Consider the following 20,259-nt stretch of genomic DNA (forward strand, 5'->3'; position numbering starts at 1 on the left):
GGAAGAACGGCATGACAGTGCTTCAAGTTGACTTGATAGAGGCTGGGTATGAAGCTGGCGATAGCAAAATATCCGAGATCAGATTTGATGTTCAGCCTGGTGAGTTAGTTGGACTTATCGGTCCCAATGGTGCGGGGAAAAGTACGACGATCAAATCGATCTTGGGCATTATGCAGCACGTAAAGGGAAGCATTCAGATTGGGGATGGAGGCGGTTCTTACGCTTATGTCCCAGAGCAACCTGAATATTATGATACGATGACGCTGTGGGAGCACTTGGAATTGGCAGGTGCTTCTCGTGATCTAAGTGACGCAGAACTGAAAGAACGGGCTATGCCGATTATTGAGGAGTTCGGTATGAGTGATGTTATTCATCACTTGCCTGGCAGCTTCTCAAAAGGGATGAGGCAAAAAATGATGCTTATTATTGCTTTTTTGCTTCGACCGCCTCTTTATATTGTAGATGAGCCATTCGTAGGCTTAGATCCTAGAGCAACGCGAATATGGCTGGATAAGTTGAAAAATGAACGAGAACGTGGAGCGGGTGTGTTAATGAGCACACATGTATTGGATACTGCTGAACGTATTTGTGATCGATTCGTACTTATTCAACAGGGGGCTGTCGTCGCGCATGGAACACTAGACGATATTCGTCACCGTGCGGCACTGCCAAATGGCAGCTTAATGGATTGTTTTGAGGTGCTGACATGAAGACAGCTAGAGCGTTAGCTATACGGCGATGGAAGGCCTTTTCGCGATATCAATGGGACTCCATCAAACTGGTTATTCCCGATTGGGTAGTCGCTCTTTATATCGTAGTTCCTGCTTTAGTATTTGTAGCTGCAGTTTATTGGTCTTGGTGGAATGAGCCGCTTTCTGCACTAGCACTCCAACTGCCTGTGTTCGTATGGTTTATTCCACTGCTAAGCCTTGTGTTTATGAGCAAGCTTCGTGTATGGGTAGAAGCAGCGGATAAGCTCTTTTTGATTCAAAGGCAAGATTGGATTCGGGCGCTCGTAAGCTTTGGCATGGTGGAGTTTATGGTCAGACAGTTAGGGATGATCGTCTTTTCCATTGTTCTTCTATTGCCTTGGCTGTTGCGAGGATACGCGATACCCACCTCGATAATCGTAACGATGGCTTTATGCACGTTATCATTGTCTTGGCTCCAGGCGCTATCAGAACATTGGCTGCGTGCGCATCTGTACGGATGGAGACATGTGTTAGGGAAAGTGGCGCAAGTTATTGTGCTCACACTGCTGTTTGGGTTGCTGATGTGGCTCGTACAGATCGATGCTTCGGGTTGGTTAGCTCTTGGCGGAATGATGGTTAGCTTGTTGAAATCTGTGCCACTTGTGCGCTGGCGCTTAAGAGAAAGAGCCAGCTTCGAGAAGGATGCAGCAGCAGAAGGTAAGCAGAAGGGAAACCTTGCACAGTTGCTATTGTCCCAATCTGTCGAGCAGACTGGTCGCAGAAATCGCAAGCGCGTTTGGGTATTCCGACAGTCTGGTTATTGGAAGCGGCTGAAGCGCAATAGAAATGACAAGCTGGGTCCATTGGCAGTAAAGACATTATGGCGCAACAAAGCCTCATTATTCTTTTTTATTCAGCTTGTAGGTGTAGGTAGTACAGCTATTGTGGTGACCGGCTTAAAGGAACCTTTGATGTTAATTGGAGTTATTCCGTTTCTAGTCGTTATCGTTAGTGTTTGGCTGCATATGTACTGGAAAAACCTTGTCACAGGCGAGTACTGGTATTTATTTCAGTTCCGTAGTGAAGTGCTATGGAAGGCGGCTGAGCATTTTGTAACGGTAAATGCTGCGCTAGGAGGTTTAGTCTGGGGGATAGCGACAGGTATTGTTGTAGGTTCAGGCAGTCTGTTAATCGTTTGTATAGCGGCTGTCCTCGGTACTATTGTATTGCCCTTTGCTGGGCGTGCTTTCCTGTCGCTGCGTGGGTGGAGCTTTGAGCGTCCTAAAGCTGAGATATCGGTATAATCTTGCTACTGCTGGGAATAGTAAGGGACGAAACTAGCAGACAGGAGGCATCTACGATGCATCAGGCTGTAATACGATTCCGATTTGGGACTAGTAATGAGACGCAATTAGCACAAGATACATTGTCAGAGCTGGGATATGATGCGGTGATAGAGCCTAGCGGTGATTGCCTTCATATTCACATTGAGCGCCAAGACTTGACCTCTGCGTTAGAAATTGCTGAAGCGCATGGTGGCCAGTTAATTGAAGAAGCACCACTTACCGAGACGGCTGTGATGAACAGTGCTTATGGGATCGATTGTATTCCGATTCCAGCACATATTGTGAATGAGGACTGGGTGGATCGTGAAAGTTATAGCACGATTGATCCGACGGGTGATGATTTATCGCATCGCGATGAAGAAGCGACAGGTTGGAATGATGAGCATACGAATCAATTCCAAGGCGGTATTCACTTGTAGCATGTAGTGGTGATGGTGATACGAATTAAGAATACCAGTAATTAACGCGATTAAGCTTCTCCTCGCCTTTGTTGCAGCTTACAGTAGATTAATTCTACATTAGTCTGTTAGGAGGAGAGGAGAAGATGTTTATTTGATTTATTTATTGCTGATGCAATTGTCCTGCATGCATTCCTGCCGTATATCCGGTAGCGAATGCCGCTGTAATATTATAACCACCAGTGTAACCGTGAATATCTAGAATTTCTCCACAAAAGAACAGTCCTGACTTTATGCGTGATTCCATCGATTTAGGATCAATTTCTTTTAGATTAACCCCACCGCCGGTTACAAATGCTTCTTCGATTGATTTGGTACCGCTTATTTTAATCGGGAACGCTTTGACTAGCTGACAGAGCTTAAGCCAAGGCTGCTTAGGTATATTGTCATAGGTAACCGATTCATCCAATCCAGCCATTTTACATAAGACAGGTAGCATGCGCTCTGGAAGAGCTTGCTTCAAAATATTTTTGATTGCCTTCTTCGGCTCCAAACGGCAAAGTTTCATCAGATAACTGGCAAGCTGCTCTTCTGAATCACTTGGCTTAAGGTCGATAGTAAGCAGCACGGTAGACAAGCCTGTGCGTTTCAGCTCTTTAACGACATATTGACTACAGCGCAATACGGCTGGGCCCGATAAGCCAAAGTGAGTAAATATCATATCGCCCTCATGTTGAACGAGTTTTTTATTGCGATCATTCCATACGGTCAATTCAATATCACGAAGCGATAGGCCTTGTAGAGAGCCTTCTCGAATAAAGGAAGCATTCGAGGTGAGCGGGACTTCTGTCGGGAACAGTTCTGTTATCGTATGACCTGCTGCTTCTGCCCATGCATATCCATCCCCAGTAGAGCCTGTTTGAGGAACAGACTTTCCTCCACTTGCAATAATAACGGACTTTGTATGAATGTATGTCCCATCACGCAATTGAACACCGCTCACTCCTACCTCGTCATAGCTGACATGGTCAACAGGAGACATTGTACGAATGGTAACGCCAAGCTTACGTACTTCTCCTATTAAAGCATCGACAACTGTTTTAGCTTTGTCCGAGACGGGGAACATTCTTCCGTTGTCCTCTTCCTTAAGCTTAATACCGAGATTTTCGAAAAATGCGATAATAAGCTCGGGATTAAAATGATTCCATGCGCTGTATAGGAAGCGCCCGTTACCAGGCACATAGCGAATAAATTCCTCGCGCGATTTGTTATTTGTAACGTTGCAGCGGCCCCCGCCACTTATGGCGAGTTTACGACCTAGCTTGTCTCCTTTATCAACAAGCACTACTTGAGCACCTTGTTCTGCTGCTGCGATAGACGCCATTAGTCCAGAAGGTCCTCCACCGATTACTACTACATCTGCTTGCATAGCCATCTCCTTATGCGTAAAACGATCCTTTTTCCCTATTGTACCCTTCATTTTGCTGATTGAACAAGTTAATGGTTGGTGTAGGTATTTGTTAAAGGTTGCAGTAAGTTGCCTTGTCTTGTTAAAAAATATCTAAAATTTCAACATTATCGCTGTGCAACGACAGCATTTTATGTTTTAATCAGGGAAAAAATCAACGATAACTATTGGAGTTGATAACGATAACCATGTTCGCTGCTTTCAAAGACACATTGTACGTCGCATTCAAAGATACTTTGTTACAAGTGTTGATCGCTTATTTTCCGGCTTTTACCTACCATATTTGCTTGATGCGGCCAGAGCGTATAGGAAGGGCGCATGTATATCTCTTTTTGTTTTCAGCGTTGTCGTTACTGTTTTGTATGCTATTCTCGTTTATGTATTTCCCCGAGACGAATCTTCCGTTTGATTTTCGCCTTATCCCATTCATGATTGGTTTCCTATATGGAGGTTATCGGGTAGGGATCATGCTAACGGCGATGTACATCGTTGTTATGGTCATGATGCACGCTTGGCATGATCATTACATATGGTGGTCCGACTCAGTGTTATATGTTGCTCCTCTTTTATTTTTACTGTTAAATTACTTCCAGAAATCCAGTGCACCTAGGCGAATCCTTTTGCTCATGGGGGTCGCATCGCTAGGGATGCTGCTTCACTTCATTATTTACTCATTAAGCTTGTGGGATCATCATATCCAAATGCAGACGCATATTTTATTGTTTATGGGCATGTATGCAACGGTATTTTTATGTGCTTCGTGTGCAATTATTTACATGATGGAATATGTACGTGAGAAGGCATTTCTTCAGCAGGGATACCAAATGGTATGGCGTCAGTATCGTCAAGAAGCACAGAAGATGCACCAACTTATCGATGAGACACCTTTGGCCGTACTTGCCGTGGACGCAAACGCGCGTATTACAGCCGTTAATCAAATGATGCTTCGTATGTTGCAGCAGTACAATCCACGGCTTGCAAATGTTGATATTATCGGCCGCTGCTATTATTCATTTTCTGAAGAATATGAATTGTTATCCAAAGATGATTTCATGCTTAGTCGTGTATTGAGCGGTGAGCCGCCGCAGTCTGAGGTGATTCAGCACTTTAATCGCAAATATCTCGTTCGCACAGCCTCAATGCGGAATCAGGAAACCGGTGAAATAGTAGGTGCTGTAGGAATGGCTCATGATATTACAGAGCTGACTCAGCTTAGAGCAGAGATGGGGAATATGGAACGCTTAAGTTTGGTGGGACAAATGGCAGCTAGCATTACGCATGAGATCCGCAATCCGATGGCTGTTGTACGTGGGTTTATTCAGTTGATGCAGCGCAAGAGCCCAGAACATTTAAATGATTATTATACGATCGTGATGGAAGAATTGGATCGTGCGAACGTGATTATTAATGACTTTTTATCGTTAGCGCAAAATCGAATCGTGGAAAAGGAGTTCATGCACTTGCATGATGTTATTTCCCATATAAGTCCCCTGCTGTGGGCAGATGCCAATTTGCGTGGGCAAGAGATTCATTTGCAGCTTGCAGATGATGTTCCCAAACTGTTCATTAATTCGAAAGAGATAAAGCAATTACTGCTGAATCTAGCCCGCAATGCTATGGAATCCATGGAGCAAAAGGGCGTGTTGACGATAGAGACAAGAGTTTATAAGGGGGCTGTAGAGCTCATCGTTCGTGACAACGGGCCAGGTATTCCAGCAGCGGTTCAAGAGCGAATGTTCGAACCTTTCTATACAACGAAGGCGAAGGGGACAGGCTTGGGATTGCCTTTATGTTTGAGTATTGTAGAGCGGCATGGCGGTGTTATAAGTATTGAGTCCGAGGCTGGCTGTGGAACGACGTTTATTGTGTCTTTCCAAGTAGAAGCGAATGCAGCTTATGAGCAGTTTATCAGTGTTGTGCCCTCGCCAAGTATAAATGATTTATCTGGTGAAACATCCCGTATTAGTTAGTTAGTTAGTTAGTTAGTTAGTTAGTTAGTTAGTTTCTGTGGTTATGAGAGATGACTGACTACAAAGTCTAAAATTGTCGCCTTGATATCGGATGTGTAAATGCACTTATGTTATGATAGGTAAAAGGATTGAGATGTGAATCTATTGCTGGAGGTTGGTTGTGGGAGCGATACAACTAGGTTCATTAACGTTGCAAATTGATTTATTTATTTTGCTAGCTGCTTTGGTGTTGGCAGGAGCAGTTATGCTTCTTCGCCTAAGATTAGAAGGAATGAAGCTTCGCAGTTACACGGACTGGATGTTAACGATATTGCTTGTTGTAATCTTAAATGAAAAATTCGGGTACTTATGGGATGCGCCTTCGATACTATGGCAGCAGCCTAAGGCATTGCTCTTTTTACAAGGTACTTCGTGGAATGGAAATGTGCTAATGATTATCGGGTTGGTAGTCTGGACTGTGCATTATGCCCGTAAACATCAAATTAGGCTCCAGGTTCTTGCTGATCTTCTCGCACATGGTATTTTGTTTGCGTTAGCTGTATATGGGTTTATTTATGCGTATGCAGGTATGATACCTGATGGATATACACCGCTTCCTGTTCCTTCAACATTAGCGGCTGCACTTCCACCAGTTGAGTCAATATGGTCTGTTCTGCTATTGGCTGGCTTGTGGCTGCGCAGGAGTGCTCTTGGCACAGGAGCAGATGCACGCTTGACGCTGCTTGTAAGTGGTGTGTTGGGTATGTTAATTAGCTTTATATCCGTACCAACGGAGACAATGTTGGGGTTGGCTACAAAGCAGTGGGTGCTTATTGGCTTACTGATGCTTGGCTATTGGATGATGAAAATAGAGGAACAGCGTGCTGAAGAGGATAAGTCTGCTGCAGGAAGCACATAATACGTGTGACTATGCAGGAGAAAGGAGGCTTATCCCATGTCTGAAGATTCAAAAGCTCAGCAACAGCAGGATAAGGAAAATCAGGCACCAAAGTCACGTGCCGGAGGAAATGTTGGTATTGATAAAAAGTTGAACGGACCAAATCGTCCTTCTACTTAGGATCTAAGCAAGCTTACATGAACATCGGAGTCGCATAAGCGATATTGCGATTTTAACATTAGAATGTTTAATCATACATGGCTTGACTAGGTGTATGGGGACTATTCAGGGATTGTTCGGATTATGTTGCATTTCGCGACGGTGCTTCGTTACAATAGAATCGATACAGAACGGGAGGGCGTTCTATCGGAATCTATTTATGTAGGAGTGAATGTGAAATGTCAATGTCATTTGAGCAATATATGCGTGATATGGTAACACCAATGCGTACGGAGCTTACTTCGATGGGTATTGAAGAGCTTACAACAGCTGAGCAGGTAGAAGCGAAGCTTCCTGACGCGAAGGGAACAGCGCTTGTCGTTGTTAACTCTGTATGCGGATGTGCAGCAGGTCAATGCCGTCCAGGTGTACGCAAAGCATTGGAGCATGAGGTTACACCTGATCACTTGTTCACTGTTTTTGCTGGACAAGATAAAGAAGCGACAGCGAAGGCGCGTGAATATTTTGCGCCATATCCTCCATCTTCACCATCGATTGCGTTGATGAAGGATGGGGAATTGGTTCATTTTATTGAGCGTCTTAGCATTGAGAACCGTTCTGCTGAAGACATCGCTGCAGAATTGACAGCAGCATTCGATAAGCACTGTCGTTAAGGCACCAGCATACCCCGCGCACTCGATGCGCGGGGATTTTTGCACAAGGAAGGAGACAGGACAGATGAGTTTACAGGAAGAGATCGTCAAGCGATTCGGGGTACAGCAACAAATCGACGAAGCAGCTGAAGTTCGCAAGCGCGTAGATTTTCTTAAGCAATATGTGAAGCAGTCAGGTACATCTGGTCTATTGATTGCGATTAGCGGCGGTATTGATAGTGCCGTTGCAGCAGGTCTGTGTAAGCAGGCGACGGATGAATTGACGGCAGAGACAGGTCAGCCGTATATGACGTTAGGCGTGTTCCAGCCTTATGGTCAACAAGAAGATATTCAAGACAGCTATGCGGTAGCAAAAGCATTTAACTTGGAGCATACGGTTGAAACGAATATCGAAGAGGCAGTTAATGAAATTGCTTTGGAATCCGAGCATGCATTGAAGCAAATTGGACAATATCGTCATCTTAGCATCCCTGGCAAAGGAAATGTAAAGGCTCGCGTACGCATGGTTACGCAGTATGCATTGGCATTTGACTTAAACTTACTTGTCGTTGGTACCGATCATGCTTCTGAGGCACTGACAGGTTTCTATACAAAGTGGGGTGACGGCGCAGTAGATATTACACCGCTATCCTCATTGAATAAGCGTCAAGTTCGTCAGCTGGCACGTCATTTGGGTGTTCCGGAGAGCGTATTGGACAAGGCTCCTACTGCAGGGTTGTGGGCTGGTCAAACCGATGAGAAGGAACTTGGTATTTCCTACGAGCATAACAGCGACTATTTGGAAGGTAAAGAAGTTCCTGCTGATGTTCGAGAGAAAATTGAACGTCAATATCATAAAACCGAACATAAGCGTGCTATTATTCCGGGCATTTAATTACATATCGCTTGGATAACAGAATAGAGGGCAGTGTGTAATCAGAGGATATTTTTATCTGAAACATCTGCTCACAGCACAAGTGAGAAAAACATCCCGTTCCACTTTTATAGTGAGACGGGATGTTTTTTTAACTAATGGGATTAAATATTTATATGCTACGAAGCATCAGACTTGGGTTGAGCAGTCGCCAATGAAGCCGAATGAGTTCGGGTACTCTTAGCAATAGACACGATGAAAGTCCATAAAGGTAAGCTCCAAAGAAATATTGCATATGGAATGTACTGGTGCACAGGTACGTTTACGATGGTCGCGCACAACACAGCGAGCATATTCCATGGAATCATAGCAGCAAATACGAGTGCAGTGTCAGATATGACTCGAGACAGATGTTCTCGTTGAAAGCGTTCTGACCATATCGGCAGCACGTTGCGTCCTGACATCATAATCGGAAGTGTCTGCGTACAAGAGACAGCACTTAGGCCAAGTCCGAATAAGCCGATGCGTACAGTTGCTTGCGTCATGGTAGAGTTATGACCAATTAGTGCGCTCATATACGGTTCCAGAGATCGAGTGCGCTCAAGTATGCCGTTGAATGATCCAGCTAATGCGATTAACATAACGAGGTCGACCATATTCAATAACCCTTTTGTATGCAATGCAGGGAGCTCCGTGTTTGTGTAACCGTAGAGCATACTATGCAGCCAAGTTAAGAGGCTGACATCTTGCAGCAAGGAACCGACTAAAATGGCAACTGCGATGGAGAGCATAAATGCATATCGCGTCTTCAGACGGAACAAGATCGCAGCAATGAGTACAACAGCCGGCATAACGAGCCATGGACTAAATACAAAATGTTCACGATAGATGTCTAGTTGTAAAGCGGATTGGGGCACTTGCCAATTTCCTATGTAATCAATAATGAAAAAGAAAATGGTTGCTGAGCCTAATGCCAATCCTGTCGTAGGCATCAAATACCGATATTGCGCACGTACGGTCGTCCCCGTTGAGTCTGCAACGAGCCGATGTGCACTGGAGAACGGAGACGTACGATCCCCGACGAAAGCACCTGATACGAGGGCGCCGGCCATAATGGGTAATGGCACACCGGTTAGAGCAGCTACCCCCATCATAGGAATTCCAACTGCACTCAATGTTCCCGTAGATGTACCGAGCATCATGGAGAACATTGCGGCAAACCAGAACGTGAGCGTCGTCATATAGCTAGGATGAATCCATTGAATCCCTTGCCCTATCAAATAGGGAATCGTACCGCTCAATGTCCATGTTGGAATAATCAAGCCAACCATAACCAAAATCCAGATGACTTCTTGCGTGCGGGAAGCTCCATCTTTAATGGCATTAATCATAGTTCGGCGGTCCGTTCCTTGACGACTTGAGCATATCGTCAACGCAAGGAAGCCAATTGCAAAGCCTAGAATAAGAGGCAGGTTACTGAGATAGGAAGTTGCTAATCCTGAAATCGTTAGAAAGACGACGATGCCAAGTTGTTGTTTGGATAACATGATGTTATAAACCTCTCGTGATATTGTTAGTATTTTTGTGTTGCGGTGCCCAAGTAGTCCTCTGCAGGTGGAAAAATATGCAATAATGTCTTTCCAATAGTGGACACTAATTTCAAAAAAAGAAATAGGCGGAGCCATTCTTTGTAATCTAGATATAGACTGTAAACCAGCTGAATTGACTACATCTATTGCTAGTGAGGACAAGTTGCTTAACCACAGCTATATGTCGCGGGTGTCCACTTTTGTGTGGACAAATTAGCGATTCGTCCTTTGAGTAAATACAAATTAATCTCAATTAAGCTCAACTTGTGTTGTATTCTAGTATTCTAATAGTAACTCGAGCAATTACGTTGAACTCACTGCCCTTTATTGTGAGTTTTATCAGACCTCTATTTGTATTACCTGCAATGCGCGAAATGGAGTAGGATACGAGTCGACTTGACTTGACTTGAAGCTTTCTTACTCTCTCCTATCTCTATCTCCTTACGTATGCCGAAGCTGCAGTTGTTTCTTTAGCCATAATGCACTATGCTCAATTGCTTCATTCAGTTGGCGAGTTGTACCTTGGAAGGGATGCACAGCCTGAAACGTATGTCCTGCTTCATCAATAATGACCCACTCGGCCTCTTTATATTGTTGCTGCAATCGTGATGAACCTTCACAGAACCCTGGCAGATCATTAGAGCCCTGAACCATGATAAGAGGAAACTGAGCAGTAGACATGCGCTCAATAATTTGATACCTCTCTACATTTCGTTCTAAGTCCTCCAACACTACTGCATCTAACGGCAAAGCCTCTCCTGTACGCGCATTAATCACTTGCGAGCGACCTGTTGTACGGAGACTTTCTTTCTGCTCGTTAGAAAACAGATCGACATTTGTGACCCCGTTCCATGTGAGGATGCCTGCAATACGCTCGGAATTATGAAGAGCATATAATAATGCAGTTGCACCGCCGCGGCTGTGCCCCAAAATATATATAGGCTTGTTAGATAGGTGATCAGCTTGGACAAGCATGCGCGAATCAAATGAGGGAATACGAATAGGGTCGGATAGAGCTAGGCTGGCATACAACTGTTCTTTCCACTGCATAAATGCTTCCGAATGGACAAGTGCCATAACAGCTGCTAAATCCTCCTGTTCACGCTCGTATGTATTAACGGCGAAGCGTTCTGGTTCACTGAATGAGCCCATATCAGCCCCTACACCGTTGTGTGAGAAGTTAAAGCGAATAACATTAAGATTCGTTAGAATAGCTAGTTGTTCGGCAGCAAAAGGGAAGAATCCCCAATCTTTAAAACCTTTAAATCCGTGGCAGATGAGAAGTGTACCTTGTACTGCTTTCGCTCCTCCTGGAGGTAAATGAAGTGTTCCTCGAACGACTCGGCTCCCGTAAAGCTTTTCTTTACGATTACCCATGTCAGACTCACCCAGCATATTCAAATTAAAATGATAGCTCAAAGTGCTTCCTCCTTATCTTCAACGGTTCGATTCGGTTTTACAGGTGATTGTATCATAGCCTGCGAGCTGTTGTATGCAAAACTTCATGATTAATTGGTTACAAAAATGAGAAAAATTTGACAATTAGAGGATGGTGATTTATTGTGTATTAAGTGTACTACTTAATGTAATACACTAAGATAATTTACGGTTGATTTATGACATACATAATCCAGTAACTCTTCGATTGGGATGGAGCAGAAAGGAGGTCATACATGATACAGCTGCAACAACGAAGTTCTTCTCCTATTTATGAGCAGATTGTAGAGCAAATGAAAGAGCTAGTCGCTAAAGACGTGCTGAAGGCCGGAGACAAGATACCTTCGGTAAGAGAGCTGTCTTCTACGCTATTGATTAATCCCAATACCGTAAGCAAGGCATATCAAGAGCTCGAACGTCAGGGAGTTATACAGACGATTAGAGGAAAGGGAACGTTCGTATTAGAGCCATCGGCTCCTAGAATGGCGGCAGAGCGTATCGAAGTTCTTCGGCAAGAACTGCAGCGTTTGACGGTAGAAGCGAAGCATTTAGGTATTACAAGAGTGCAATTTCGAGAAATGGTAGACGAAGCAAGTCATATGCTTGGGGAGGGTTATCATGCTGCGGATTGAAACGATTGAGAAACGTATCGATAACAGGCAGGTGTTAAGTGGAGTTTCCTTTGAGGTAGAACCTGGCCAAATCGTAGGATTGCTCGGAAGGAATGGAACAGGGAAGACAACGATGCTGCGAACGATAGTGGGCATATACAATCCTGATAGCGGAAAAGTAACGTTGGATGGCATTGATGTTCATGCGAAGCCAGAAGTGAAGCGAGATCTCGTATTTATTCCAGATGCGCCGACTGCGTTGGAAGGATATAAGCTTGGAGAATGTGGCAGGATGTTCGCACGAATTTATCCGAACTTTGACATGGACTTTTTCCAAGATACGCTGAAGCAGTTTGGCTTAGCAGAAGGACAGAAGGTGCGCAAGCTGTCTAAGGGGATGAAAATGCTGTTTAGCACAACGTTAGGTCTTGCGACGAGAGCGCGATATATTTTGCTCGATGAACCGACGAACGGGGTAGATGTCATCGCTAAGAAGCAATTGCTCGCACTCATTATGGAGGCGCTGACACCAGAGAGCAGCATTGTTATTTCTACGCATATGCTTCATGAGCTGGATCGAATAGCGGACAAAATTGTTTTGCTGCGAGATGGAAAGACCGATGAGCAGTGGACGTTGGAGCAATTGCAGCAACAAGTACGCAAGCTGCAAATTGTATTTACGAATGGTGCGTCTGCGCAATTGCTGGATCAGCCTTGCGTACACGTTTTGCAGCAGATTGGTCCAGTACATACGGTGTTGATGGAGTCAGAGGAATTGTATTCGCTGCTGAGTGATAACAACAAGCTGCTCATCGACGAACTTCCGCTCACATTAGAAGACTGGTTTATGTGGAAGTCGGGAGGTGATGGCGATGCTGCCTAAAATATTTGATCGGGGACTGTGGTGGAAGGAGCTAAGGCAAGCCAGATTGATGATGGTTGTGATGCTCATCGTTGGATTTTTCGCGCTTCCTTATACGCATATTCGTTATTATTTTATAATGGAATCAGGGGAAATCTACGGGGAACTCATGCATATCGTTAGAGATTTGAAGGAGACCACAGCAGGATTCTGGATTGTAGAGGATTTATTATCTAGCTTTTTATCTACGATGATAGTAATGAGTTTAATCTTAGCTGTATATCAGCTTGGCTTAGAACGACATGGACAAAAGCAGGAATTTAATTTTTCTTTGCCGTACTCACGAAACCACATCTATCTAGTGAAACTGTTCATTGGTTTTGGAATTGTGGTCGCATCCATAATGATAAATGTATTGCTTGATATAGCGATGTTGATTGCCTTGGATCTCGGTTTTATGATGATGTGGGAGAGCTATCTGGTTTATATAGGTGAGCTGCTGCTTCTGGTCATATCCGCTTATTCAATTGGAATGTTTGTTGGTACAATTAGTGGTACATTGATTGCACATATTACCTTTACCATCGTCGTCATTTATTACCCTGAGTTTTTAAAATGGAGCTTTAGAACGATATCTTATCTTTATAATATTTCATTTCTACAGATGTACAATGACTATCCACTTACGACTTATTTTTTTGATATGAAATATGATAGTTATCATTCCCTGATTGTGTTAATAGTTACTATTGGACTAGGGGTAATCCACTATCGTTCAAATCACGCCGAGTATAATGGAAGATGGGTCGTAGTTCCAATATGGGAGAAAATTTTAATTATCGGCTTTACGATAAGCAGTGGGTTGTTCTTCGGTGTTTATGTACATTATCAACATCACAGTGGAACAATTGGCTATGGCATCGGATTTGGTTTTGGACTTCTTATTGGCTATGTGATGATTAAATTGCTTAACCGTCTACGTGTTCGATTCTAGATAAGCTATTGTGTCGTTGTTTTAGTTGTGCCTCATTACATATGATACTGTTTAGCTGCCATATGAATGAGGAGTAAGTGATAGATAGAGGGAACCGCCTGTTCTGGGAGTGCTAAGAACGGGCGGTTCTTTGTTGCGTGAAGGGCTCCGTTTACGTCTTGGTAACGGAGCCCTTCACGTTGTTGGATTCAGCGTGTGGATGTCTATGACAACACGCGCTGAAGGACACGCATGGTGCGCGCGACGATATCGCGCACCTCTTCTGGCGTGACGCAGAGCGGCAGCCAGAAGTAGAGCGTGTCCCCAAGCGGGCGGAGAATAAGTCCTTCTTCGAAGCCCGCTTGGTAGATGGTAGCCCCGATGCGCTGCTCGGGGCGGAAGGGTTCGCGGCGTTCGGCATCGGCATACAGGTCGAACGCTGCGACAAGACCGAGCTGGCGCACATCAGCGACGTGCGGCAGTTCGGTCAAGCCAGAGTCACGGAGGGCGGCTGCCAGCGCGACGGCGGAGACTTGCGCTCGTTCGAGCACTTGCTCTTCCTCGAACAAGCGCAAGCTTTCAAGTGCTACGGCGCAAGCGACCGGGTTACCGGTGAAGCTGTGGCCGTGGAAGAATGTCTTCTGCGTATGATAGTCATCATAGAACGCAGCATAAATATCATCCGTGCATAAGGTTACGGCCAGCGGCATAACACCCGCTGTTAGCCCTTTGCTAAGGCACATGATGTCAGGGCTAACCCCAGCGTGCTCGCAGGCAAACATCTTGCCTGTACGGCCAAAGCCCGTTGCCACCTCGTCAGCGATGAGGTGGACATTATGCTGCGTGCATAGCTCTCGCAGCCCCTGCATGTACGCAGCCGGCGTCATAATCATGCCGCCTGCGCCCATGAGCATCGGCTCCACAACGATGCCAGCGATCGTGTCGCCTTCACGTTCAAACAGCTCGCGCACCGCAGCTAACGCGGGCTCCGCAACTTCGCTTTCGTTCTCCAGCCTAGCCGCGGCAGATACGCCTTTATCCGTCATGCCTGTCTCTGTCGTCCTCATACCCCGCATAAGGTTCGTGTCTACATCACATTCCTGATATAGAGGCGAACTAAGCTTCTGTGCCGACTCCCCAGCCTGTGTCATATCTTCCGTCAGCTTGGTAGCTGCATACCGAGCTTGCCTCAAATCTGCAGCCGGAACGCGGTGCGCGTGGAAGAGCAGCGGCTTGAACAGCGCATGATACAGTGCTACGCCACCCACACTAACGGCGCCCAGCGTATCGCCGTGATAGCTTCCGTCGAGGTAAACGAACTTCGTCTTCGACATCTGCCCAATCTGCTGCCAGTATTGAAATGACATTTTCAGCGCCACTTCAACGGCCGTCGAGCCATTATCGGAGTAGAACACCTTATTAAGACCCTCCGGCGTAATCTCAACCAGCTTTTCCGCCAGCTTAATGCCTGGCGCATGTGTCAGTCCGCTAAACATAATATGGTCAAACGCATCCAACTGGCGTTGAATAGCCGCTTTAATTCGTGGATGCCCGTGCCCATGCACATTGCACCACCATGAGGAAACCGTATCATAATAGCGGCGACCATCCGCATCGATTAAGAAGATACCTTCCGCGCGCTCAATAAGCAGATGGTCTTTATGTTCATAGTCTTTCATTTGTGTGAATGGATGCCACACATACTGCTTGTCCTTCAAGAGCAGCTCCTGTTTCTGCTTTGGGTCCATAAGTACCTCCTAATGGAGCATCTAGCTCATAAATATATGTTAACTTTATTTTAATATAATTAGGTTAACGTATGCTAGGTATTTGTACAAATGTAATGCTGCAATAAAATAATAGAGGTTGATCAGCATTTAATTAGAAAAGGGAGTTTGAAAGCTAGCTAGTATATGTATGGGATGATGCTAGGATAATTATCGAACCGAACAGAAAACGATAGGCTTCAATCTAGAATCTCATATTACTCCTAAAAGGCTTACAGCTCCCAAATGAGTGATTGAGGAGAGTAAGCCTTTCTGCCTTTTTACGCGATGAAAAAAGCACGGAGCAATAGGATTACCATAGACAAGCTTGCTGCTTCCGCTCTAGTAATCTATTAGCCTGTTCTATGCATTTATCTAAAAATTGCGGCGGTAGCGTCGTATGCGGTGATACATCGTAAGGTCGGATATTTTACTAAATGGCTTTATATCTGGTCTCGTATTTACTTCTATAATCCATGGGCGAAGCTTTTGATCGAGGCCGATGTCGAACCCAAGCTCTTGCAGGAATGGGTATTTACGAGAAAGGACACGGGCCCCCTTAAGACAGAGATGGCGTATCTCAGCTTCTAGATTATTATAGGTTTCTATTGATCTACCAGTACGAGTAATGACAAATGGAACAGGGGTAATATCGGCGCCTTGGCTGCCGTTCGTAACTGCTTTACGCGGTTGGGCAATGCGAGCAACCATGCCTGTAAAATGCCAATTCCATTTGCGATCGACCTGTGTCACGGCTCTTATATCTAGCAATCGTCCATTATAGCGAAGCAAGTCAATCCCTCTCTGCACGACATGGACATGGTTACGAGTGTAGGGTCTGAGCTCTTTAACTAGTTTGCGCCAAGTAAGACCCGAACGGATTCGGTCGCCACGTTGAACAGAAAATGATGTACCCTTGGCATTATTCTGCTGAACACGCATAACACCTTTGCCTTGCGAGCCATGATCAGGCTTTACATACACCATGCCGTGACGCCTAAGGAGCTTATCCAATGCGGAAGCTCGGTAAAGCATCGTCTGTGGAATAGCCCGGCGTACGGTTTTGTTGCGCACTAGTACTGCTGTTTTTATCCACTTACTTGCTATACGCCTACTTTTAGTAGCCATCTTCTATGCACCACCTCTTTTTAATATAAGCTATGCCTGTCATGTTAAGGAGGATTGGGCAGACGGGCTCGAAAGTTCTGCATAGTATAGTATGAACAATCTTGAAAGTAGGGTTGCCATAATGGTAGAGATAAACGCCCCGCATATTGCAGCAAAGCTGCAGGAAGTAAAGCAGCTTTACCCTTGGTATACGACTCTGCTGGAAGGAGCGTGTATCGATAGTTGGCCTAAACTACCTTTGCTCACACATGATAGGCTGCTTCCTTATTTCGACGAAACAGAATTAGTGCAAGAACCTAATTGGAATATCTATCGAACATCGGGTACTAGCGGAAAAAGAAGAAAAGCGATTGGCTATGATGCTCTTGATGAGGAGGCGTATGTTGAGCACAAGGTGCAGCTGTTCGGTAAGCTGCTGGAAGGCAAGGGGTTAACAAGAGCCCTAAGTGATATGGGAACGGGTCATGCGGCTGCTACAGCGCAGGAAATTTTCGAAAAGCTTGGTATGGCGTGCTGGACGATTCCATTCCAACAACCTGTCGAAGAGCATCTTGCCTGCATTGCAGAGCACCGTCCGGAAGTGTTGTATACGATGCCTTCGATTTTGGATCGTCTCGTCAAGGCGGCGCCTGCTGGCTTTGATTGGGGGATTCAGGTTGTCATTCTAGTAGGTGAAGTAGCAGCTCCAGCATGGCGCAAGCGAATGGCAGATGTATTCGGTATTGCGGCTGATGATGTGAAAGATACGTACGGCAGCATCGAGGTTGGTACAATGGCTTATCATGATGCAGGAATTGGACGCTATGTCCTGATGGAGGGCATTACAGCAGAAGGGGTATCTCCTGCGGAAGTAGGGCTGCCCGATATACATTTACCAGAAGGAGAACAAGTTCTCGTTCTAACCTCATTCGTCCGCAGACGATTCCCTGTATTGCGTTATGTGACTTATGATATCGTTCGAGATCTCCGTTCAGAATGGATAGATGGGCGGCAGGTAACGACATTTGAAGCTATCGTCAAACGGATTGGTCCTGAGCTGAAGCATGGTGAGAAAATTAGCCTGTACGATATCGAGGATGCCGTGTTCCAGCATGTGAAACAGGCGGATGTCCGCGTCATCGTAGAGCATAACCAACTACATGTGTATATTGATAGTCCGCAGCCTATCGACAACGTCCTTTATCAGAAGATTCGCTCCAGCTTGCATGAGGCGATTCCAGAGATTGGGCAGATGATTGATTCTGGTATTTTAGAGGACATGAATGTGCATCTTGTCAATTTGCTAGATCCAGATGCAGTACCAAGCTTGAATCATCAAGCGGTGAAGCAGAAGAAGTTATACATTCAAGAATAAGAATTGCAGTCAAATAGAAGGGTGTGGTAAGTGTGAGCGCTCATGCGCATATGATGACGGTCATTGGTAATACGCCAGTGGTTAAGCTGCAGCGCTTGTTCAAACATGCTTCATTCGATGCGTATGTAAAGTTGGAAATGCTGAACCCGGGTGGAAGCATAAAGGATCGTCCTGCCAAAGTGATGCTGCAAGAGGCTTTGCGTGAAGGCAAACTTCGACCAGGGTCAGTAGTTGTCGAATCAAGTTCAGGTAACCTGGCCATCGGCTTGGCGCAAATTTGCAATCTGATCGGATGTACCTTTATTTGCGTCGTGGATCCGCGTACCACGTTAACGAACATACGTATATTGCGTGCCTACGGTGCTCGTATCGATCTCGTTCGTGAGCCAGATCCGGCTACTGGTGAATATTTGCCTGCTCGTTTGGCCAGGGTGCGTCATTGGCTGCGCAAGCTTCCGAATGCATTTTGGCCGAACCAATATGGCAACACAAATAATCCACTTTCTCATCAGCAGACGACGATGGCGGAGATCGCAGCTGACTTGCCACGAGTAGACTATTTATTTTGCGGAGTAAGTACCTGTGGGACGATTCGTGGCTGTATTGAATATATTCGTGCTAATCGACTTGCAACGAAGGTTATTGCGGTTGATGCTCTTGGCAGCTCGATATTTGGCAGCAACAAACCGAAGCAGCGTCGTTTACTTCCAGGGCTCGGTGCGGCTGTACGGCCAGCACTATGCCCGGATAATGGAATTGACGAGATCATCGAGGTTGACGATCTGGAATGCATTATTGGTTGCAGAAGACTAGCTCGCTTGGAGTCTGTTCTCGTTGGAGGGTCTTCAGGTGGCATGATCGCTGCATTAGAGAAGTTTCAGGATCGGATAGCCGCAGGTTCAACCTGCGCATTAATACTCCCTGATAGAGGGGAGCGATATTTAGAGACCGTATATGATGATCAATGGATCGCCAAATTTTTTGGTAAGGAAGCATTGGACCAAGTTCGTGCACGGCAAGCAAGTGAAGGCGGGGTGGAGATCGCGTGAAATATATAACGGAAGACGACTTGCGGCAGATTGGCATTCCGTGGGCATCCTTAAGTGATGTAATAGCAGAAGTTTCCCTCGCTTATGGCGAGGGGGACTATGCCCAGCCTATTAAGCCATATTTGAAATTCGGAGATGCGAGCAATCGAATCATTGCCATGCCTGCTTATATTAGCAGGCCGATTCGTGCAGCAGGTATGAAGTGGATTGCCAGCTATCCCGAAAATGTGAATAAAGGTCTTCCACGAGCGAACAGCGTTACCATTTTAAATGATCCTGATACGGGAATACCCAACTATATTGTTAATGGCAGCTTAATAAGTACGATACGGACAACTGCAGTTAGTGCTGCTCTACTGCGCAAGCTGTTGCAAGAACGTAAAGGGGATGATCTGCAAGTTGCTGTCATTGGGATGGGACCAATCGGCCAACATCATGTAAATATGTTGACGAGTTTGTTTAGCGAACGAATTGCGGAGATTCGTGTTTATGATAAAAGAGAAATAAGTTTCTCATTGCCCATAGTTAACGATGTGCCTGTAAAGGCGGTTGCGACGTGGCAGGAGGCATACCTAAACGCCGATATCGTATTTACTTGTACAGCTTCCAGCGCAAGATATATTCATATTCCATCTAAAGAAGGCAGCATTCTTATGCATGTATCCCTACGCGACTATTTGCCCGAAGCCAAAGCAAGTAGCGGCTTAGTCGTTGTAGATAGCTGGGATGAAATATGTCGGGCGGATACGGATATAGAGCGGCTGCATCTTGACGAAGGATTGCAAGAAGAGCATACAGTCACGCTTTCTGAGGTGATTGCTGGTAAGGTGGAAATAGATGCCTCATGGAATGAACGAATATGGTTTACTCCGATGGGCTTGGCTGTATTTGATGTAGCGGTAGCTGCTTGGTATACGAGGCAAGCCGATGAGCTTGGAATTGGTCTTCAACTGGATTGATGTTAACTATTTTAAAATACCCCATTCAGGATGGTCCTATTTATGTATGTACTACCGATAACAGTAAGTACTGGTCGAGTTCATGTAAGGAGGC

Annotated in this window: 19 protein-coding genes; 14 read left to right on the forward strand and 5 right to left on the reverse strand. The window is 45.4% G+C overall.

Annotation, left to right across the window (positions count from 1 at the left end; genetic code table 11):
• Nucleotides 1-11: 11 nt before the first annotated feature.
• From FPZ44_RS20540 to FPZ44_RS20550, 3 genes are read left to right on the forward strand one after another with little or no spacing between them, the layout of a single operon-like run.
• Nucleotides 12-710, forward strand: coding sequence for an ABC transporter ATP-binding protein (locus tag FPZ44_RS20540; protein ID WP_144993429.1), 699 nt, complete (start codon nucleotides 12-14; stop codon nucleotides 708-710).
• Complete coding sequence (locus FPZ44_RS20545; protein WP_144993431.1) at nucleotides 707-1,996, forward strand: ABC transporter permease; 1,290 nt, start codon at nucleotides 707-709, stop codon at nucleotides 1,994-1,996. Before FPZ44_RS20540 ends, FPZ44_RS20545 begins: the two co-directional genes overlap by 4 nt.
• 56 nt (nucleotides 1,997-2,052) lie before the next feature.
• A complete protein-coding gene (locus FPZ44_RS20550; protein ID WP_144993433.1) occupies nucleotides 2,053-2,457 on the forward strand; it encodes a DNA/RNA helicase in 405 nt (134 codons plus the stop codon).
• Between the two features lie 142 nt (nucleotides 2,458-2,599).
• On the opposite strand, the gene FPZ44_RS20555 is transcribed toward FPZ44_RS20550, so the two are convergent.
• Complete coding sequence (locus tag FPZ44_RS20555; protein ID WP_144993435.1) at nucleotides 2,600-3,865, reverse strand: BaiN/RdsA family NAD(P)/FAD-dependent oxidoreductase; 1,266 nt, start codon at nucleotides 3,863-3,865, stop codon at nucleotides 2,600-2,602.
• Between the two features lie 665 nt (nucleotides 3,866-4,530).
• Here FPZ44_RS20555 and FPZ44_RS20560 point away from each other — a divergent pair.
• From FPZ44_RS20560 to nadE, 5 genes are all read left to right on the forward strand, one after another.
• Nucleotides 4,531-5,874, forward strand: coding sequence for a two-component system sensor histidine kinase NtrB (locus FPZ44_RS20560; protein ID WP_261378446.1), 1,344 nt, complete (start codon nucleotides 4,531-4,533; stop codon nucleotides 5,872-5,874).
• A gap of 160 nt (nucleotides 5,875-6,034) precedes the next feature.
• Nucleotides 6,035-6,772 carry a prolipoprotein diacylglyceryl transferase gene (locus FPZ44_RS20565; RefSeq protein ID WP_144993437.1) on the forward strand — a complete coding sequence of 246 codons (738 nt, stop codon included), beginning with the start codon at nucleotides 6,035-6,037 and terminating at the stop codon, nucleotides 6,770-6,772.
• 36 nt (nucleotides 6,773-6,808) lie between these two features.
• Entirely contained in the window at nucleotides 6,809-6,931 is a 123-nt protein-coding gene (locus FPZ44_RS26685; protein ID WP_222429824.1) for a spore protein, read from the forward strand.
• Between the two features lie 218 nt (nucleotides 6,932-7,149).
• The gene (locus tag FPZ44_RS20570) at nucleotides 7,150-7,584 is read left to right on the forward strand and encodes a BrxA/BrxB family bacilliredoxin (protein ID WP_144993439.1); all 435 of its coding nucleotides are present in this window, start codon (nucleotides 7,150-7,152) and stop codon (nucleotides 7,582-7,584) included.
• Nucleotides 7,585-7,648: 64 nt separating this feature from the next.
• On the forward strand, nucleotides 7,649-8,458 hold the full coding sequence (nadE, locus tag FPZ44_RS20575) for an ammonia-dependent NAD(+) synthetase (RefSeq protein ID WP_144993441.1): 810 nt from the start codon (nucleotides 7,649-7,651) through the stop codon (nucleotides 8,456-8,458).
• Nucleotides 8,459-8,616: 158 nt separating this feature from the next.
• On the opposite strand, the gene FPZ44_RS20580 is transcribed toward nadE, so the two are convergent.
• Nucleotides 8,617-9,984: a Na+/H+ antiporter NhaC family protein gene (locus tag FPZ44_RS20580; RefSeq protein ID WP_144993443.1), complete on the reverse strand. Its 1,368-nt coding sequence runs from the start codon at nucleotides 9,982-9,984 to the stop codon at nucleotides 8,617-8,619.
• Nucleotides 9,985-10,467: 483 nt separating this feature from the next.
• The gene (locus FPZ44_RS20585) at nucleotides 10,468-11,445 is read right to left on the reverse strand and encodes an alpha/beta hydrolase family protein (RefSeq protein WP_261378447.1); all 978 of its coding nucleotides are present in this window, start codon (nucleotides 11,443-11,445) and stop codon (nucleotides 10,468-10,470) included.
• 254 nt (nucleotides 11,446-11,699) lie between these two features.
• On the opposite strand from FPZ44_RS20585, the gene FPZ44_RS20590 reads away from it, so the two are divergent.
• The 3 genes from FPZ44_RS20590 to FPZ44_RS20600 are packed head-to-tail and all read left to right on the forward strand — an operon-like array spanning nucleotide 11,700 to nucleotide 13,930.
• A complete protein-coding gene (locus tag FPZ44_RS20590) occupies nucleotides 11,700-12,095 on the forward strand; it encodes a GntR family transcriptional regulator (RefSeq protein WP_144993445.1) in 396 nt (131 codons plus the stop codon).
• Nucleotides 12,082-12,957, forward strand: a complete 876-nt coding sequence (locus FPZ44_RS20595) for an ABC transporter ATP-binding protein (RefSeq protein ID WP_144993447.1) — start codon at nucleotides 12,082-12,084, stop codon at nucleotides 12,955-12,957. Before FPZ44_RS20590 ends, FPZ44_RS20595 begins: the two co-directional genes overlap by 14 nt.
• Nucleotides 12,947-13,930 carry a hypothetical protein gene (locus FPZ44_RS20600; protein WP_144993449.1) on the forward strand — a complete coding sequence of 328 codons (984 nt, stop codon included), beginning with the start codon at nucleotides 12,947-12,949 and terminating at the stop codon, nucleotides 13,928-13,930. The genes FPZ44_RS20595 and FPZ44_RS20600 overlap by 11 nt, the downstream gene beginning before the upstream one ends.
• A 203-nt stretch (nucleotides 13,931-14,133) precedes the next feature.
• Here FPZ44_RS20600 and FPZ44_RS26950 read toward each other — a convergent pair whose 3' ends face one another.
• Together FPZ44_RS26950 and FPZ44_RS20615 are read right to left on the reverse strand one after the other, a co-directional pair.
• The gene (locus FPZ44_RS26950) at nucleotides 14,134-15,657 is read right to left on the reverse strand and encodes an aminotransferase family protein (protein WP_261378448.1); all 1,524 of its coding nucleotides are present in this window, start codon (nucleotides 15,655-15,657) and stop codon (nucleotides 14,134-14,136) included.
• 393 nt (nucleotides 15,658-16,050) lie between these two features.
• A complete protein-coding gene (locus tag FPZ44_RS20615) occupies nucleotides 16,051-16,803 on the reverse strand; it encodes a YheC/YheD family protein (protein ID WP_144993451.1) in 753 nt (250 codons plus the stop codon).
• 121 nt (nucleotides 16,804-16,924) lie between these two features.
• Here FPZ44_RS20615 and FPZ44_RS20620 point away from each other — a divergent pair, with 121 nt between their 5' ends.
• From FPZ44_RS20620 to FPZ44_RS20630, 3 genes are read left to right on the forward strand one after another with little or no spacing between them, the layout of a single operon-like run.
• Nucleotides 16,925-18,157: a phenylacetate--CoA ligase family protein gene (locus FPZ44_RS20620; protein WP_186786161.1), complete on the forward strand. Its 1,233-nt coding sequence runs from the start codon at nucleotides 16,925-16,927 to the stop codon at nucleotides 18,155-18,157.
• A gap of 32 nt (nucleotides 18,158-18,189) precedes the next feature.
• Complete coding sequence (sbnA, locus tag FPZ44_RS20625) at nucleotides 18,190-19,206, forward strand: 2,3-diaminopropionate biosynthesis protein SbnA (RefSeq protein WP_261378449.1); 1,017 nt, start codon at nucleotides 18,190-18,192, stop codon at nucleotides 19,204-19,206.
• On the forward strand, nucleotides 19,203-20,165 hold the full coding sequence (locus tag FPZ44_RS20630) for a 2,3-diaminopropionate biosynthesis protein SbnB (RefSeq protein ID WP_144993455.1): 963 nt from the start codon (nucleotides 19,203-19,205) through the stop codon (nucleotides 20,163-20,165). Before sbnA ends, FPZ44_RS20630 begins: the two co-directional genes overlap by 4 nt.
• The last annotated feature ends 94 nt before the right edge of the window (nucleotides 20,166-20,259 follow it).

Source organism: Paenibacillus agilis (genome assembly GCF_007786455.1).
Lineage (GTDB): Bacteria > Bacillota > Bacilli > Paenibacillales > Paenibacillaceae > Paenibacillus_B > Paenibacillus_B agilis.

What these genes read in the sequence shown, in the direction of transcription:
- FPZ44_RS20540 (WP_144993429.1), top strand. Translation starts at nt 12, where the DNA reads ATGACAGTGCTTCAAGTTGACTTGATAGAGGCTGGGTATGAAGCTGGC.
- FPZ44_RS20545 (WP_144993431.1), top strand. Translation starts at nt 707, where the DNA reads ATGAAGACAGCTAGAGCGTTAGCTATACGGCGATGGAAGGCCTTTTCG.
- FPZ44_RS20550 (WP_144993433.1), top strand. Translation starts at nt 2,053, where the DNA reads ATGCATCAGGCTGTAATACGATTCCGATTTGGGACTAGTAATGAGACG.
- FPZ44_RS20555 (WP_144993435.1), bottom strand. Translation starts at nt 3,865, where the DNA reads ATGCAAGCAGATGTAGTAGTAATCGGTGGAGGACCTTCTGGACTAATG.
- FPZ44_RS20560 (WP_261378446.1), top strand. Translation starts at nt 4,531, where the DNA reads ATGGGGGTCGCATCGCTAGGGATGCTGCTTCACTTCATTATTTACTCA.
- FPZ44_RS26685 (WP_222429824.1), top strand. Translation starts at nt 6,809, where the DNA reads ATGTCTGAAGATTCAAAAGCTCAGCAACAGCAGGATAAGGAAAATCAG.
- FPZ44_RS20570 (WP_144993439.1), top strand. Translation starts at nt 7,150, where the DNA reads ATGTCAATGTCATTTGAGCAATATATGCGTGATATGGTAACACCAATG.
- nadE (WP_144993441.1), top strand. Translation starts at nt 7,649, where the DNA reads ATGAGTTTACAGGAAGAGATCGTCAAGCGATTCGGGGTACAGCAACAA.
- FPZ44_RS20580 (WP_144993443.1), bottom strand. Translation starts at nt 9,984, where the DNA reads ATGTTATCCAAACAACAACTTGGCATCGTCGTCTTTCTAACGATTTCA.
- FPZ44_RS20590 (WP_144993445.1), top strand. Translation starts at nt 11,700, where the DNA reads ATGATACAGCTGCAACAACGAAGTTCTTCTCCTATTTATGAGCAGATT.
- FPZ44_RS20595 (WP_144993447.1), top strand. Translation starts at nt 12,082, where the DNA reads ATGCTGCGGATTGAAACGATTGAGAAACGTATCGATAACAGGCAGGTG.
- FPZ44_RS20600 (WP_144993449.1), top strand. Translation starts at nt 12,947, where the DNA reads ATGCTGCCTAAAATATTTGATCGGGGACTGTGGTGGAAGGAGCTAAGG.
- FPZ44_RS26950 (WP_261378448.1), bottom strand. Translation starts at nt 15,657, where the DNA reads ATGGACCCAAAGCAGAAACAGGAGCTGCTCTTGAAGGACAAGCAGTAT.
- FPZ44_RS20615 (WP_144993451.1), bottom strand. Translation starts at nt 16,803, where the DNA reads ATGGCTACTAAAAGTAGGCGTATAGCAAGTAAGTGGATAAAAACAGCA.
- FPZ44_RS20620 (WP_186786161.1), top strand. Translation starts at nt 16,925, where the DNA reads ATGGTAGAGATAAACGCCCCGCATATTGCAGCAAAGCTGCAGGAAGTA.